This window comes from Lysinibacillus sp. FSL L8-0312 (genome assembly GCF_038003285.1).
In the GTDB taxonomy this organism is placed as follows: Bacteria; Bacillota; Bacilli; order Bacillales_A; family Planococcaceae; genus Lysinibacillus; species Lysinibacillus fusiformis_D.
Map to the genome: position 1 here is coordinate 4,307,012 of NZ_JBBOOV010000001.1, position 17,141 is coordinate 4,324,152.

The window sequence follows — 17,141 nt, forward strand, 5'->3', positions numbered from 1 at the left end:
TAGACCTCGCTAAGGGGGAGACATAGATGGCGGATTATTTAGTGATTGTAGAATCACCAGCAAAAGCAAAAACGATTGAACGATATTTAGGAAAGAAATATAAAGTAAAAGCGTCGGTTGGACACGTACGAGATCTTCCACGTAGCCAAATGGGTGTTAGTGCAGAAAATAACTTTGAACCTAAGTATATTACGATACGCGGTAAAGGACCTGTTTTACAGGAATTAAAATCTGCGGCTAAAAAAGTGAAGAAAGTATATCTAGCGGCCGATCCAGACCGCGAGGGAGAAGCGATTGCTTGGCACCTTGCGACTGCGCTAAATATTGATATTCACTCGGATTGTCGTGTGGTATTTAACGAAATTACCAAAGATGCGATAATAGATTCCTTTAAAAACCCACGTCCAATCAATATGGATTTAGTAGATGCACAACAAACAAGACGTATTCTGGATCGACTTGTTGGCTATAACATTAGTCCGATACTGTGGAAAAAAGTGAAAAAAGGTTTATCTGCAGGTCGTGTACAATCTGTAGCGCTACGTATGATCATTGATCGTGAAAATGAAATTAAAAACTTTAAACCAGAAGAGTATTGGACAATTGAAGGAACGTTTGAAAAAGGTAAAAAAACATTTGATGCGCTTTACTATGGAAATGGTAAAGAAAAAATTAAATTAACAAATGAGGCACAAGTAAAGGCAATATTAAAAGATGTAAAAGGAACAAACTTTGATGTTGTCAATGTTACGAAAAAAGAACGCAAGCGTAATGCTGCACCAGCCTTTACAACATCTTCCTTACAGCAGGAGGCAGCAAGAAAATTAAATTTCCGAGCTAAGAAAACGATGATGCTAGCTCAGCAATTATATGAAGGTATTGATATTGGGAAAAAAGAGGGAACAGTCGGGTTAATCACCTATATGCGTACCGATTCCACACGTATTTCAGATACGGCAAAAGCAGAAGCGGTTACTTATATTGAAGGAAAATATGGCAAAGAATTTATTGCAACAGATATAAAACAAACGAAGAAGGCTTCGAATGCACAGGATGCTCATGAGGCGATCCGTCCAACGAGTACAATGAGAACACCAGAAGAATTAAAAGCAGTTCTTAGTCGTGATCAGTTACGTTTATATCGTTTAATTTGGGAGCGCTTTATCGCGAGCCAAATGGCACCAGCAGTTCTTGATACAGTAGCTGTAGATCTTCAAAATGGTGATGTACTATTTCGTGCAAACGGCTCACAAGTTAAATTCGCAGGCTTTATGAAACTATATATCGAAGGTACTGACGATCAAACAGAGGAGACGACAAAGCTTTTACCTGAGATGGCAATTGGTGATCAAGTAAAATCGCTCGAAATTGAGCCTAAACAACATTTTACACAGCCACCACCACGTTATTCAGAGGCGCGACTTGTTAAAACTATGGAAGAACTAGGCATTGGGCGCCCATCCACATACGCACCGACCCTCGATACAATTCAGCGCCGTGGCTATGTTGTATTAGATGCTAAACGCTTTATGCCAACAGAGCTAGGTGAAATTGTACATCAACTCGTACTAGAATTTTTCCCAGATATCATAAACATCGAATTTACAGCACAAATGGAACAAGATTTAGATGATATTGAAGAAGGCAACCGTCAATGGAAAAGTGTTGTGGAAGAGTTTTATACAGATTTTGAAGTGCATGTAAAACATGCAGATGAAGCTATGGAAAAAGTTGTGATTAAAGATGAGCCTGCTGGAGAGGATTGCGAACTTTGTGGATCTCCTATGGTCTTTAAACTGGGTCGCTATGGTAAATTTATGGCTTGCTCAAACTTCCCAGATTGTAGAAATACAAAAGCTATTATGAAACCAATTGGTGTAAAATGTCCTTCCTGTGAAACAGGCGAAATTGTGGAGCGAAAAAGTAAAACAAAACGTCTATTCTATGGTTGCAATCAGTATCCAGAATGTGAATTTGTATCATGGGACAAGCCAATTAGTAGACCATGTCCAAAATGTAATGCATTATTAGTAGAGAAAAAGATAAAAAAAGGTGTGCAAATTCAATGTACGAAATGTGACTATGAAGAAGCACCAACTCAATGATAGGAAGATGGTAAGAAACATGACTGAACAAGTAGTAAATGTAATAGGAGCAGGTCTTGCTGGTAGTGAAGCTGCATGGCAAATTGCAAAGCGTGGGGTAAAAGTAAGACTTTATGAAATGCGTCCAGTAAAGCAAACTCCGGCACATCATACTGATAAATTTGCAGAGCTTGTTTGTTCTAACTCATTGCGTGCAAATGGTTTAACAAATGCTGTAGGCGTTATTAAAGAAGAGATGCGTACGCTAGATTCGGTTATCTTAAAGGCAGCAGATCAGTGTTCAGTACCAGCTGGAGGTGCATTGGCGGTAGACCGTCATGAATTTGCGGGCTATGTGACAGAGACTGTGAAAAACCATCCACTTGTGGAGGTCATTCATGAAGAAGTCACAGAGATTCCTGAAGGTATAACAGTTATTGCTACAGGTCCACTAACATCAAAAGCTTTAGCTGAAAAAATTCAAGGTTTAACTGGCTTGGATTATTTATACTTCTACGATGCAGCAGCACCTATTATCGAAAAAGATAGCATAGATATGGATAAAGTTTATTTGAAATCTCGTTACGATAAAGGAGAAGCGGCTTATTTAAACTGTCCTATGACAAAGGAAGAATTTGATCGTTTCCGTCAAGCCTTGATCGAAGCAGAAGTTGTGCCATTGAAGGAATTTGAAAAAGAAATTTACTTTGAGGGTTGTATGCCGATTGAAGTTATGGCAGCTCGCGGAGAGAAAACCATGTTATTTGGACCGATGAAACCAGTTGGTCTTGAAGATCCAAAAACAGGAAAACGTCCGTATGCGGTTGTGCAACTTCGTCAAGATGATGCTGCTGGTACCCTTTACAACATTGTAGGCTTCCAAACTCATTTAAAATGGGGTCCACAAAAGGAAGTGCTACAGCTAATTCCAGGGTTAGAGAATGTAGAAATTGTACGTTATGGCGTCATGCACCGAAATACATTCATTAATTCACCAAAAGTTTTAGAAAAAACATATCAGCTTCGTGAGCATAAGAATATTTTCTTTGCAGGTCAAATGACGGGTGTAGAAGGATATGTTGAATCAGCAGGAAGTGGATTAATTGCAGGAATTAATGCAGCTCGTTTAGCACTTGGACAAGAGCCTATTATTTTCCCATTCGAAACGGCATTAGGCAGTATGGCGCGTTATATAACAGAAGCACAGTCGAAAAACTTCCAGCCGATGAACGTTAACTTCGGTATATTCCCTGAATTACCACCTGGTCGTCGTTCAAAACCAGAACGTGCGGAAATGCATGCAACACGCGCAATAAGCTCAATTCGCAATTTTGTGAATTCACAAACAATTTAATTGCAAAAAGCCTCTAAAAGTTGATATACTCTTAGAGGCTTTTTCTTTTTGTAGACAAAATGCTTAATTAGACGTATTTTATTATTTTGTATGAAGATTTTCTCAATTTATAACTAATTACACTTGCTATATTATGAAGATAGGTTTAGTGTCAGTATGTATGTTTATTAATGAAATGAAAAACGATACAAACTTGTAAGAGATGACAAAGAAATATTTATCCGTTATATTACAAGTGTCAGTCATTTGAGAAAATTATTAATAAATCATTGGTGGTGAATCTTTCCATGTTAGTTTCGTCCCAAGATGCACTCGAACAGTTCATGCTTTACATCCAAGTTGAAAAGAACTTCTCTGTTCATACAGTGCGAGAATATGAATCAGACCTGCTAGATTTTTTAACCTTTTTACAAAGAGAGGGCATCGATGATTTAGCGAGTGTTGAATATATACATGCACGTCTTTATGTAACAAAGTTGTACGATGAGAAAAGAGCAAGGGCCTCTATTTCTAGGAAAATTTCCTCGATACGCTCCTTTTTTCGCTTTCTAAATAGACAGTACGGATTAGATGACGGAGCATTTCGTTCTCTTTATCATCCAAAAAAAGAATCACGTTTACCCAATTTTTTCTACGAAGAAGAATTGAAGCAGCTATTTGATGCGAATACTGGTGATGATTTGAAATCATTGAGAAATATAGCTATATTAGAGCTGTTGTATGCGACAGGTATTCGTGTAAGTGAACTGACTTCAATCCAAGTAGGGGATGTAGATTTTCATTATTCGATTATACGGGTAATGGGAAAAGGTCGAAAAGAACGAATTATTCCATTTGGTCAATTTGCGAGTTTAGCAATGCAGGACTACATAGAGCAAGCTCGTCCACGATTGATGAAAAAAACTAGTCACCAGCAGTTGTTTGTCAATATGCGTGGTGGGGAACTTACTCCTCGAGGGGTACGTCATATTTTAAACGAAATGATTGACAAGGCCTCACTCCATACGAAAATTTACCCACACATGCTTCGCCATACTTTTGCCACACATTTATTGAATAATGGCGCAGATTTGCGGACAGTGCAGGAGTTATTAGGTCACTCACATTTATCTTCTACACAAGTTTACACACATGTAACAAAAGAGCATCTTCGTCAAACATATATGAATGCCCATCCAAGGGCATAATAGAGCTAAGGAGGAAGGCAGATGGGACAAATTCATGCGACAACGATATTTGCAGTTCATCATAACGGAGGCTGTGCCATGGCTGGTGATGGTCAAGTAACATTGGGAAATGCAGTTGTGATGAAGGGAACAGCAAAAAAGGTCAGACGTCTGTTTAATGGGCAGGTCCTTGCAGGTTTTGCAGGTTCCGTCGCTGATGCATTTACACTTTTTGAGATGTTTGAAGGCAAACTAAATGAGTATAATGGTAATTTACAGCGTGCAGCAGTGGAAGTAGCAAAGCAGTGGCGCGGTGATAAAATGCTTCGCCAGTTAGAAGCGATGTTATTAGTAATGGATAAAACGACATTGCTACTCGTTTCAGGTACAGGGGAAGTCATTGAACCGGATGATGGCATTTTGGCTATTGGTTCTGGTGGAAATTATGCATTATCTGCAGGTAGAGCATTGAAAAAATATGCAGGTGAAACAATGACTGCTCGTGAAATTGCTGAGGCGGCATTAGAAACAGCTGCTGAAATCTGTGTATTTACGAATCATAATATTATCGTGGAGGCGCTGAACTAATGACGCAAAAAAATTTAACGCCAAGACAAATTACTGAGCATTTAGATCGTTATATTGTTGGGCAGAATGAAGCTAAGCGCGCTGTAGCCATTGCGTTACGTAATCGCTATCGTCGTTCGTTGTTACATGAGGATATGAAGGATGAAGTTATTCCTAAAAATATATTAATGATTGGACCAACAGGTGTCGGAAAAACGGAAATTGCAAGAAGAATTGCTAAGCTTACAAATGCTCCTTTTGTGAAAGTTGAAGCGACAAAGTTTACTGAGGTAGGTTATGTAGGGCGTGATGTTGAGTCAATGGTACGTGACTTAGTAGAAGCCTCACATCGTCTAGTAAAGGAAGAAATGATGGAGTCTGTTAAGGAACAAGCAGAAGAATTAGCAAATGAAGCGATTGTGAAACTTTTGGTGCCTTCTTTACGTAAGAAACAGGCGATGCAAAATCCGTTTGAAATGCTATTTGGTGGTAAAGAGCAACCAACGACTGATGATTCTTCAACAGATGAGGTTGAAGTACGCTCTAAGCGTGCACAAATTGCGATTGATTTACGTAACGGTAAATTAGAAAATGAGTGGGTTACTGTGGAGGTAACAGAACAAAATCCATCTATTTTTGATGCGTTACAAGGAACGGGAATGGATATGTCTGCGAATAGTGGCATGCAGGATATGTTATCCAGTTTGATGCCGAAGAAACAGAAAAAACGTCGTGTACAAGTGAAGGACGCCCGTCGTATTTTAACAGTTGAAGAAGCGAATAAGCTGATAGATGCAGATGAAGTGGCACAAGAGGCTATTACTAGAGCTGAGCAAACAGGTATCATTTTTATTGATGAAATCGATAAAATTGCTAGTAAAGAAGGCAATTCTTCAGCAAATGTCTCACGTGAAGGTGTCCAACGAGATATTTTACCAATCGTTGAAGGTTCAACTGTTACAACGAAATACGGTGCGGTGAAAACGGATTATATGCTGTTTGTAGCTGCTGGTGCATTCCATATGTCGAAGCCGTCAGATTTAATTCCTGAATTGCAAGGACGCTTTCCAATTCGTGTAGAGCTTGAAAAATTAACAAAACAGGATTTTGTACGTATTTTACAAGAACCAGACCAATCACTTATTTTGCAATATAAGGCATTGTTAGAAACGGAAGGCGTGGAAATTCATTTCACAACAGATGCTATTGAACGAATTGCTGAAATTGCTACGGAGGTTAATCAGGAAACTGACAATATCGGAGCTCGTCGATTACACACGATATTAGAACGTTTACTTGAAGAACTATCGTTTGAAGCTTCTGAAATTGCACCAGCAAGTATCCCGATCAATGCTGCGTATGTAGATCAAAAACTTGCGGGTATAGTAAAAAACAAAGATTTGTCACAGTTTATATTGTAAGAAAAAGCTAATTAGTATCATTCAATAATAAAAACCTTTAGAATATTTAATAAATACTCTTCGGATTATTTATAGGAGGAACATATAATGAATTTATTAGAAAAAACACGTAAAATTAACTCGATGCTTCAAGCATCTGCTGGTAAACCAGTAAACTTTAAGGAAATGGCTGATACATTAGGCGATATTATTGATAGTAATGTCTATATTTTAAGTCGCAAAGGGAAATTATTAGGTATTTCAATTCACCAACAAATTGAAAATGAGCGTATGAAAAAAATGTTCGAAGAGAGACAGTTCCCAGAAGAATACACACATAGCTTGTTTACGATCTCTGAAACATCATCAAATTTAGATATTAACAACGAACATACTGCTTTCCCAGTTGAAAACAAAGATTTATTCCAAAACGCTTTAACAACAATTGTACCGATTGTTGGTGGTGGTGAACGTTTAGGTACATTAATCCTTGCTCGTTTATCTTCACAATTTGAAGATGATGATCTAATTTTAGCAGAGTATGGTGCGACAGTAGTTGGTATGGAAATTTTACGTGAAAAATCAGAAGAAATTGAAGAAGAAGCCCGTAGCAAAGCTGTCGTACAAATGGCTATTAATTCACTTTCATACAGTGAGTTAGAAGCAATTGAGCATATCTTCGAAGAACTTGATGGCAATGAAGGCTTACTAGTTGCTTCTAAGATTGCTGACCGTGTGGGTATTACGCGTTCAGTGATTGTCAACGCATTACGTAAACTTGAATCTGCTGGTGTCATTGAATCTCGCTCTTTAGGTATGAAAGGTACTTATATTAAAGTGCTAAACGATAAATTCTTAAATGCTTTAGCAGAAATTAAAATGAAATAAATACTTCTTTAAGAAGATTCTGAAAGCGTCTAGGGTAAAACTAGGCGCTTTTTTTGTGTATTAGCCCGTGAGGGAGAAGATTTTTGTGCTTATTTTTTTGCCATAAGTACAAAAATGCTGATTATTGTAGGTTCTTATTTCTTTCTTCCTAATGCTGTTCAAAAAATCGTCACTACCTTTAGCATATAAAAATGTAATGTGTGTTACTTTAGAAGAATGGTGAAAAACTTGTTCAAATATGTGTCACATTCATAGGCAAAATATGCTTGTGTTGATTGAACTAGTAAAATGGGACCTTTATTTAGTCAATATTTATAAGGCGATAAAGCTCAGAAAAAGGCATATTTAATACAAAAACCGTAAACACTGTCGAAATGGTGTAAAATAACTAGATGTCTAATAACCTTTGATAAACCTTAGAGACATAAGGGATGCAGAAGTTTTGTCATGGTTATACATTAGAAAAAATAGGGCGGATAGACTATTAAAAAGTGACAAAAGACAATAGACACTAGGTATCATCTTAATTACAATTGTATTATTGGATAAATTAACAAGTACATAAATTGAAATAAAATGAGGTGAACAGTTTTGAATTTATTTGGTGGAACTATTAGTAGCCTGGAAAACGGACTTTCCTATGCAACTTTGAATCATAAAACAATCGCAAACAATATTGCGAATGTCGATACGCCTAATTATAAGGCGAAAAATGTTAGTTTTAAGGATATGTTGGTAGAACAGCAAAGTATGTCTATTTCCGCATATCGTACTGACAGCAGACATTATGATTTCACAATTCGACAATCTACGCCTGGCGTTAATAATGTTGAGAACTTGCGATATAGAAATAATGGCAATGCTGTAGATATGGATGCTGAGCAGGCAAAATTAGCAGAGAATCAAATTTATTACAATGCTTTAATTGACCGTGTTAATGGAAAATTAAACACATTGAATACCGTTATAAAGGGAGGTAAGTAATAGATGTCTATATTTCATGGGATGAATACCACTGCCTCTGCTTTAACAGCGCAACGATTACGAATGGATGTTATTTCTTCCAATATGGCAAATGTGGATACGACTCGTGCTCGTCAAGTGAATGGGGAATGGGAACCGTATCGACGTAAGTCTGTGACGTTCGCAGCACAAGAAGGACAATTCTCGAAATTTCTGAATGTAGCCCTTGGTAAAAATGCGAAAAGTGGTGTTGGCAATGGTGTGAAAGTTTCTCGAATTTCAGAAGATCAAGAAACACCTTTCAAACTTGTTTATGACCCAACTCATCCAGATGCAAATGCAGATGGTTATGTGAATATGCCAAATGTGGATCCATTGAAAGAGATGGTAGATTTAATGTCAGCAACACGTTCCTATGAGGCGAATATAACTGTATTTAACGCAAATAAATCCATGCTAACAAAGGCTTTAGAGATTGGTAAATAAATAAGTAGAAAGGAAGATACATAATGACTATTTCGTCCGTTTCGCTAATGACACCTACTCAGGTTGTAAATGAAACAAATAAACTCAATACAACACCTTATGAAGCGCAACAAAGCTTCGCGAACTCGTTAAAAGAAGCAATAGCCAAAGTAAATGATCAGCAAATAACTTCTGATAAATTTACTCAAAAGCTAATTAAAGGTGAAGATGTGGAGTTGCATGAAGTGATGATTGCTTCACAAAAGGCGAGCATTACATTAAACGCAACAATTGAAGTTCGCAATAAGGTGATTGAAGCTTACCAAGAAATAATGCGAATGAGTGTTTAATTTTATTGTCTAGATAAGGAAACTCTTTTCAAACTAGATTAATAACCACTACTATAGTGGACTCATTATGTTCGCAAATTATTGATGGCTAGGTTATTCACTATAACCGGAGGATTCATAATGAATGAACGATTGACGAAAATAAAAAACGACACCAGTCAATTTTGGACAAGTCGAAGTAAAAAGCAAAAAATAGTTATGATTGGCTCCGTGGTAGGCGTCATCGCACTTGCAGCCATCGTGACGTTTTTTGCTTCGAAAACTACATATGTTCCACTTTATAAAGATTTATCAACAAGAGAAATTGGACAAGTAAAGGAAGCACTAGATTCCCAAGGTGTGAACTATGAAATTGCTCCAGGTGGAACATCTATTTTAGTGCCAGAAGAGCAAGTTGACTCCTTGTTAGTACAATTAGCTTCAGAGGGCTATCCGCAAACAGGTACAATTGATTACTCATTTGCTAATAGTTCAGGATTTGGTATGACAGATAATGAATTTAACCTCTTAAAAAAAGCAGCAACTGAAACTGAAATTGCTAAGCTTTTTAAAAATTTAGAGGGTGTAAAAGATGCCAAAGTAATGATTACAGTTCCTGAAGAAGGGGTATTCGTAACGGATGTGCAAGGCGAGGCAACGGCATCTATTGTTTTAAATACAGACCCTGGCTATAAATTTACAGAGCAGCAAATTACTACTATGTACAATTTGGTGTCAAAAAGTATTCCCAATTTAAAAACTGAAAACATCGTAATCTCTAATCAATTCTCAGAGTACTTTGATTTGAATGCTGCTACTACTGATGGTACTTCCACAGCGACAGCCGAAGGTCAATTACAAATGAAGAAATTAGTAGAACGTGATCTACAGCGTCAAGTGCAAAATATGCTAGGAACGTTGATGGGACAAGATAAAGTGATGGTTTCTGTTACAACGGATATTGACTTCAAGAAAGAAAATCGTGAAGAAAACCTTGTGACACCTGTTGATGAAGAAAATATGGAAGGTATCGCAATTAGTGCTCAACGAATTACAGAGCAGTATTCTGGTACAGGCGCAGCAGCTGCAGGAACACCTGAAGCTGAAACAACTACAGATAACTTCACAACGTATAACGAAGGTGCAACAGGGAATGGTGACTATGAACGTACAGAGGAAACGATCAATAATGACGTGAATCGTATACGTAAAGATATCCAAGAAGCTCCTTATAAAGTTCAAGATATTGGAATTCAAGTCATTGTTGAACCACCAACAGCGACAGATGCAGCGTCATTACCAGATGGTGTTCGTGAAGATATCGAGAAAATTTTAAGTACAATAGTTCGTACAACAATTTCCAAAGATGTGGCAGCAGAACTTACACAAGAGCAAATTGACGAGAAAGTAGCTGTTTCAGTACAACCTTTATATGGTAAGGCGACAGAGGTCGCTGATGAAAAACCAGTTATCCCATGGTGGGTTTGGGTCATTGGCGGTATCTTATTAGCTGTTATTTTATTACTAGCATTCTTTATTATCCGTTCTCGTAAGCGTGCGCAGGAAGAAGAAGAGCTAAGTATCCTAGAAGAACAAGAAGAATTAATGATTGATGATATTAATGAAGAAATTGAAACGGAAGCTACAATGCGTCGTAAGCAGCTTGAAAAAATGGCTAAAGAAAAGCCAGACGATTTTGCAAAGTTACTGCGTAGTTGGATTGCGGAAGACTAACTAGGAGGTTCGGCTGTGTCCAAGAAAGATAAGGAATTAACCGGAAAACAAAAGGCCGCACTCTTGTTAATTTCATTAGGGCCTGAGGTTTCAGCTTCTGTCTATAAACACTTAACAGAGGAAGAAATTGAACGTTTAACATTAGAAATTTCAAGTGTTAAAAAAGTAGAATCAAATGTCAAAGAAGAGATTATTGAAGAATTTCACAATATCGCACTAGCGCAAGACTATATCACACAAGGTGGTATTGGCTACGCGAAAACAGTATTAGAAAAAGCGCTTGGTGTTGAACAAGCGCAAACGATTATTAATCGTCTAACATCTTCTCTACAAGTGCGTCCGTTTGATTTTGCTAGAAGAGCTGATCCAGCACAAATTTTTAACTTTATTCAAAATGAACATCCACAAACAATTGCCCTGATTCTCTCTTATTTAGAGGCGGGGCAAGCGGGTGTTATTTTATCTTCACTACCACAGGAAGTACAGGCGGATATTGCTAAACGTATAGCAGTAATGGAATCGACTTCTCCAGAAGTAATTAGTGAAATTGAATCTGTATTAGAGCGTAAATTATCGTCAACAGTTACACAGGATTACACTGAAACAGGTGGTATCGATGCTGTCGTAGAAGTGTTAAATGGCGTAGATCGACAAACAGAAAAAACAATTCTCGATGCACTCGAAATACAGGATCCAGAACTTGCAGAGGAAATCAAAAAACGTATGTTTGTGTTCGAAGATATCGTTACACTCGACAATCGTTCCATTCAACGTGTTATTCGTGACTGTGAAAACGAAGACTTACTGCTTTCAATGAAGGTATCAAGTGAAGAAGTAAAAGATATTATTTTCCGCAATATGTCACAGCGTATGGCTGATACATTTAAAGAAGAAATGGAAATTATGGGACCTGTACGATTACGTGACGTAGAGGAGGCGCAATCTCGAATTGTTGCTGTTATTCGTCGTCTAGAGGATGCTGGAGAGATTATTATTGCTCGCGGTGGAGGAGATGACGTCATTGTCTAGAATCATCCGTTCTATTTACACCCAGTCTGATAGCGATAGTATTAAAGAAATCCAAATCCGAGATATGTTTGAACCGATTGAAGTAGACCAACATGAAGTCTCATCTCAGCATCAATTAACATTGGATGAAATAATGGCAGAGCGAGATCGTTTACTTGCAGAAGCTAGAGCTACTTTGCAAGCAGAACGTGAGATGTTTGAACAAGAAAAGCAATTACACTTCCAAGAAATTGAACACTTAAAGTTAAACTGGGAAGAAGAGAGACCGAATCGAGTGCAAGAGGCGTATGATGAGGGGTTTGGGCAAGGCTATGAAGATGGTATGAACAAAGCCTCTGAAGCAATGGCCCAGTCACTTCAAACTGCGAATGAAGTTATGATTCAAGCGAAACAAAATGCACAAAAATATATTGAAGATCAAGAAGCGGTCATTTTAGAGTTAGGCTTAACTGCAGCAGAACGAATTATTGGCACCTCACTAGAGCAAGATAACGAACTGTTTGTGTCAATTGTGCGTCGAGGGTTGAAAGAAGCAAGGGAAATGAAAGAAATTAAAATTTATGTTTCCCCAACATACTACGCTTTAATTACCACTAATCGAGATGAATTAGCAGAAATGTTCCCGATGGATGTACCATTTATGATTTTTGTGAATGAAGATTTAGACAATGAAACAGATTGCTATATTGAAACAAATCATGGTCGCATTATGGTTAGTATTGATGAGCAATTGAATGAGCTTAGATTAAAGCTACATGAAATATTAGAGAGTAAGGAATGATCTTGATGAAAACGGCTCAATTAATCGAACATATTCCTCATATACCTACTTTTAAAAAGTTTGGTAGAGTAACTAGAGTTGTCGGCTTGATGATTGAGTCGCAAGGTCCAGATAGTTCCATAGGTGATGTCTGTAAAATTCATGTGGAAACTGTAAACAATGGTCACCAAATCATTTTAGCAGAGGTTGTTGGTTTTAAAGATGAGATAGTTGTCTTAATGCCATTCACCTCTTTACGTGAAATATCTATTGGCTGTCTTGTTGAAGGGACTGGTGCCCCTCTAGAAGTAAAAGTGGGCCCTGAGTTAATAGGAAAAGTATTGGATTCTATGGGGAATCCAATCGATGGCACCTTATTACCGAAAGGGTTAATGACCGTCCCTACTGAGCAAGATCCACCGAACCCACTGACTCGTCCACCAATTGACGAAAGACTCGAAGTAGGGGTGAAGGCGATTGATGGCATGCTAACAGTTGGTAATGGTCAACGTGTTGGTATTTTCGCTGGTTCTGGGGTCGGAAAAAGTACGTTACTAGGTATGATTGCTAGAAACACGCAAGCAGATTTAAATGTCATTGCGCTCATAGGAGAACGTGGTCGTGAGGTTCGTGAATTTATCGAACGTGATTTAGGCGCAGAAGGTTTAAGTCGCTCCATTGTTGTTGCAGCCACATCAGATCAACCAGCATTAATGCGGATTAAAGGCGCTTTTACAGCGACAGCGATTGCCGAATATTTTAGAAATCGAGGCTTAAATGTCATGCTGATGATGGACTCCGTTACACGTGTAGCCATGGCACAACGTGAAATTGGACTTGCCACGGGAGAACCACCGGCACAAAAAGGGTATACGCCTTCTGTATTTGCGATATTACCTAAATTATTAGAACGTACTGGTACTAATGAAAAGGGCTCAATCACAGCATTCTATACCGTTTTAGTTGATGGTGATGATATGAATGAACCAATAGCTGATACTGTGCGAGGGATATTAGATGGCCATATTGTATTGGATCGAAATCTAGCCAATAAAGGTCAATATCCAGCCATCAATGTTTTAAAAAGCGTAAGCCGTTTGATGAATCATGTTGCAGAGCCAGCGCATAAAAAAGCTGCTGAACGATTAAGGGAACTCTACTATACATATGACAAATCTGAGGATTTGATCAATATTGGAGCTTACAAAAGAGGAACTTCTAAAGAGATTGATGAGGCCATTCATTATGAACCGCTCATTACGCATTATCTTAAACAAGGCTATTTAGACAAAGTAACATTAGAAGAAAGTGTCAATGAGTTAATAACATTATCGAACGGTGGTGCGAAATAGATGGTCAGTTATGTGTATCGTTTTGAAAAAGTGTTAACAATTCGTGAGCAAGAAAAAAACGAAACCGAAATGGCTTATAAAGAATCTGTCCGTTCTTTTGAAGAAATAGCAACAAGATTATATGAATTACTTAAAAAGAAAGAAGACTTAATCGCATTTCAGCAGGAGCGTTTAACGATTGGCTCATCTATTGACGAAATTCATCATTATAGTCGTTTTATAGATAGTCTTGAGAAAACAATTGCAGATGTACAACAGAAAGTGATACAAGCTCGTGCGAAGATGAATTGGCACGAGGAAAAATTATTAGAAAAAAACTTGGAAGTACGTAAATTTGAAAAAATGAGAGAAAAAGATTTGAAGCTATTCCAGCAAGAGCAAGATCGTATAGAAAGCCTTTTTCTAGATGAAATTTCATTACAAACGTATAACAAGAGAGAAATCAGGTGATTTCATGGCAAAAAAAGACAATCGATTGACAGCGGAGTTAGTAGAAGTGCAGTCAAAGAAAAAAACAGGGGGCTTTCTAAAGTTTTTTACTTGGATTGTACTACCGATTATGTTTGTAGTAGCGGTTTTACTTGTTGTGGCAACGTTAATGAATACGAATGTCTTTGATTTAGGGAAAAAGGCAATAGGAAGTTTACCCTTTGTCCCATCAGAAGAGCAACAAGCTAAAGATGCTGCCATTAATAACGACTCTAAATTAGTTAATTTACAGGCAGAGATACAAGAAAAAGAAGCTGAAATTACACAGCTACAAAAAAAGCTTGATACAACAACAACTGAAAAAGAGAAGTTAGTGATAGAAAAAGAACAGTTGCAATTTGAAATTGAAAAATTGAATCGACAACAAGATGATGTAAAGCGTGACTTTAATGATATCTTATCAACGTTCGATAAGATGTCTCCGAAAGCTGCAGCACCAGTATTAATCAATATGAGTGATGCGGAGGCGCTACGAATTTTAACGAATTTAAAGCCTGATAAGTTAGCAGCCATATTAGAGAAAATGGATGCCAAAGATGCAGCAAAATATACGGAGTTAATGGCTAAACAATAAGATAAATGAAAGGAGGTGAAAGAACAATGGATGTAGCAATGATGCAAATGATCACTAAGTCTGTACCTAATAAAGCAGCAAAATCTTCAACCGTTAATAGTCCTGAAGGTAAGGTCAATGGAACTCCGAATAAAGAAAATGTATCGAATTTCGGGTCTGTTTTTAGTAAAATGATGTCGTCTTCAACGCAAACAAACCAATCTTCGCAGTCAACTGCAACAAAGGAGCTAGCCGATTTACAAGCGGTTTTAAATGCTGATTCAATGGAGGAATTACTAGATTTACTAGGAATCCCTCATGATGATGGGTTATTAATGCTTCAGCTTGGCGAAGACAATAAAGCAGTGGCAATGGATGAAATGCTTAATTTAGAAAATATACTAAATGCATTAGGTATTGATGAAGAGCAACTTCAAAAAATAGTCCAACAGCTGCTAGGAGAAGAGAAGGAAGCTAGTGATGTTTGGGAGCTACTATCACTAGTAGATGCCCAAGCGCCGATACTGCAGGCACAAATAGGACCTGCTTTACAAGGTGAAGGACAAGTAACACCAAAAGACGCTACACAACTGCTTCAAGTATTGAAGCTAGCACAATTAGTCGGACAGAAAACGGACTTAACAACTTCACAAGAAAACTTATTAACAACGGTTAAGAGTCTATTAACATCATTACAAACGCAAGTAGAAACTACACAACTAACAACAACCAAAACAACTGGAGCATTGCCATTACAAGGCTTTCAGCAAGTAGTTCAGCAAGTACAAGTGACGAAGCAGAGTGAGACAAGCACAAATGACATGGTTACACCGCAAACAGTTCAAACAAAACCGGATACATTCCATGTCACATTACCAACTGCCAAACCTGCGCAGTCTGAGGCTTTGTTAAAAGAAATGCAGGCTATTATGAATAGAGCACAAATTTCAAATGCACAAGGGATCACACGTTTAACGATTAAATTGTACCCAGAAAATCTTGGGACAGTTCGTATTGAACTTGTACAAAATGATGGCGTACTGACAGCTCGTTTACTAGCTTCTACAGCTCATGGACGTGAATTACTTGATAGTCAAGCACATCAGCTAAAACAAGCTTTTGTTCAACAAAACATTCAAGTAGATCGTCTTGATATAGCACAATCACTACAAGATGCAGATCGCCAGCAACGCGATCAAAGCTTCTTCAATAATTTCTTTAAGCAGCAACAGGATGAAGAGCAAGAACATAAAAATGAAGATGAAGATGAAGGACTATCCTTTGATGACTATTTAATCAATGAGGAGGTGTAATAATGGCAGATGCAACAAAAAATGTAAGCAATACATCCATAACGGATGATTTGTATTACTCGAATTATAAAAAACCAACGAAACAAACAGGTAATAGTGAGCTTGGCAAAGACGCCTTTCTACAACTTTTAATTACACAATTACAGCATCAGGACCCTACAAATCCTATGGATGACCGAGAATTCATTTCTCAAATGGCACAGTTTTCTTCTTTAGAACAAATGCAAAACATGACAAAGACAATGGAGTCATTATTGGCATCACAGCAACAAACACAGATGATGAATTATGCATCCTTTGTTGGTAAAGAAGTGAAATGGCATGAAATTACAGATAAAACAGATGAAAAAGGGGATCCTGTTGTAAATGAAGGAACAGGTGTAATTGAATCCTTGAAATTTGTAGATGGTAGTGTTGTATTCAAATTAACAGATGGAAAAGAAATAACGCCTGGTAATATTTCAGGAATACTAGGTGGCTCTGGAACAAATACAGATGGCGGTAATACTGTACCAGAATCTCCGCTTGTACAGGCAAGTAAACTGATTGGTAAAAATGTTACGTATAAAGATGGCGACCAAGAATTACAAGGTCGAATTGTCTCTGTTTCAAATAAAGATGGCGTTATCTATTACGTATTAGATAATGATAAAAAACTAACAGATAAAGATTTTACAGTAATTAGCGAATAAAGG

The 17,141-nt window shown here is 37.6% G+C and carries 17 protein-coding genes; all 17 read left to right on the top strand.

The genetic code is table 11. The annotated features are described in order from the left end of the window. Window positions 1-26 precede the first annotated feature (26 nt). The 17 genes from topA to flgD all read left to right on the top strand — a co-directional run bounded on the left by topA (window position 27) and on the right by flgD (window position 17,138). Complete coding sequence (topA, locus tag MHI22_RS21455; RefSeq protein ID WP_036124760.1) at window positions 27-2,105, top strand: type I DNA topoisomerase; 2,079 nt, start codon at window positions 27-29, stop codon at window positions 2,103-2,105. A gap of 19 nt (window positions 2,106-2,124) precedes the next feature. Continuing rightward, the gene (gene trmFO / locus MHI22_RS21460) at window positions 2,125-3,438 is read left to right on the top strand and encodes an FADH(2)-oxidizing methylenetetrahydrofolate--tRNA-(uracil(54)-C(5))-methyltransferase TrmFO (protein WP_058843502.1); all 1,314 of its coding nucleotides are present in this window, start codon (window positions 2,125-2,127) and stop codon (window positions 3,436-3,438) included. A 287-nt stretch (window positions 3,439-3,725) separates the two neighbouring features. Next, window positions 3,726-4,625 (top strand): tyrosine recombinase XerC, encoded by a 900-nt coding sequence (gene xerC, locus MHI22_RS21465; RefSeq protein ID WP_036124756.1) that lies wholly within the window; start codon window positions 3,726-3,728, stop codon window positions 4,623-4,625. Between the two features lie 21 nt (window positions 4,626-4,646). Then, complete coding sequence (gene hslV / locus MHI22_RS21470; protein WP_036124754.1) at window positions 4,647-5,192, top strand: ATP-dependent protease subunit HslV; 546 nt, start codon at window positions 4,647-4,649, stop codon at window positions 5,190-5,192. Beyond that, a complete protein-coding gene (gene hslU, locus MHI22_RS21475) occupies window positions 5,192-6,592 on the top strand; it encodes an ATP-dependent protease ATPase subunit HslU (protein WP_036124752.1) in 1,401 nt (466 codons plus the stop codon). Before hslV ends, hslU begins: the two co-directional genes overlap by 1 nt. Window positions 6,593-6,679: 87 nt before the next feature. After that, window positions 6,680-7,459, top strand: coding sequence for a GTP-sensing pleiotropic transcriptional regulator CodY (gene codY, locus MHI22_RS21480; RefSeq protein ID WP_004229266.1), 780 nt, complete (start codon window positions 6,680-6,682; stop codon window positions 7,457-7,459). A gap of 591 nt (window positions 7,460-8,050) precedes the next feature. After that, window positions 8,051-8,443: a flagellar basal body rod protein FlgB gene (gene flgB / locus MHI22_RS21485; protein WP_036124750.1), complete on the top strand. Its 393-nt coding sequence runs from the start codon at window positions 8,051-8,053 to the stop codon at window positions 8,441-8,443. A gap of 3 nt (window positions 8,444-8,446) precedes the next feature. Next, a complete protein-coding gene (flgC, locus tag MHI22_RS21490) occupies window positions 8,447-8,908 on the top strand; it encodes a flagellar basal body rod protein FlgC (RefSeq protein ID WP_036124747.1) in 462 nt (153 codons plus the stop codon). Window positions 8,909-8,931: 23 nt separating this feature from the next. Next, window positions 8,932-9,237 (top strand): flagellar hook-basal body complex protein FliE, encoded by a 306-nt coding sequence (gene fliE, locus MHI22_RS21495; protein ID WP_036124744.1) that lies wholly within the window; start codon window positions 8,932-8,934, stop codon window positions 9,235-9,237. A 120-nt stretch (window positions 9,238-9,357) separates the two neighbouring features. Continuing rightward, window positions 9,358-10,950 (top strand): flagellar basal-body MS-ring/collar protein FliF, encoded by a 1,593-nt coding sequence (fliF, locus tag MHI22_RS21500; RefSeq protein ID WP_036124742.1) that lies wholly within the window; start codon window positions 9,358-9,360, stop codon window positions 10,948-10,950. A 15-nt stretch (window positions 10,951-10,965) separates the two neighbouring features. Continuing rightward, window positions 10,966-11,979, top strand: coding sequence for a flagellar motor switch protein FliG (gene fliG / locus MHI22_RS21505; protein ID WP_036124740.1), 1,014 nt, complete (start codon window positions 10,966-10,968; stop codon window positions 11,977-11,979). Continuing rightward, window positions 11,972-12,760 carry a flagellar assembly protein FliH gene (fliH, locus tag MHI22_RS21510; protein ID WP_058843503.1) on the top strand — a complete coding sequence of 263 codons (789 nt, stop codon included), beginning with the start codon at window positions 11,972-11,974 and terminating at the stop codon, window positions 12,758-12,760. Before fliG ends, fliH begins: the two co-directional genes overlap by 8 nt. A 5-nt stretch (window positions 12,761-12,765) precedes the next feature. Beyond that, entirely contained in the window at window positions 12,766-14,091 is a 1,326-nt protein-coding gene (gene fliI / locus MHI22_RS21515) for a flagellar protein export ATPase FliI (RefSeq protein ID WP_036124834.1), read from the top strand. Next, window positions 14,092-14,541, top strand: a complete 450-nt coding sequence (fliJ, locus tag MHI22_RS21520) for a flagellar export protein FliJ (protein ID WP_036124736.1) — start codon at window positions 14,092-14,094, stop codon at window positions 14,539-14,541. It begins immediately after the preceding gene. Between the two features lie 4 nt (window positions 14,542-14,545). After that, entirely contained in the window at window positions 14,546-15,154 is a 609-nt protein-coding gene (locus MHI22_RS21525; protein ID WP_036124734.1) for a MotE family protein, read from the top strand. Between the two features lie 26 nt (window positions 15,155-15,180). After that, window positions 15,181-16,446, top strand: a complete 1,266-nt coding sequence (locus MHI22_RS21530; RefSeq protein ID WP_058843504.1) for a flagellar hook-length control protein FliK — start codon at window positions 15,181-15,183, stop codon at window positions 16,444-16,446. 2 nt (window positions 16,447-16,448) lie between these two features. Then, a complete protein-coding gene (gene flgD, locus MHI22_RS21535) occupies window positions 16,449-17,138 on the top strand; it encodes a flagellar hook assembly protein FlgD (protein ID WP_036124730.1) in 690 nt (229 codons plus the stop codon). Window positions 17,139-17,141 lie beyond the last annotated feature (3 nt).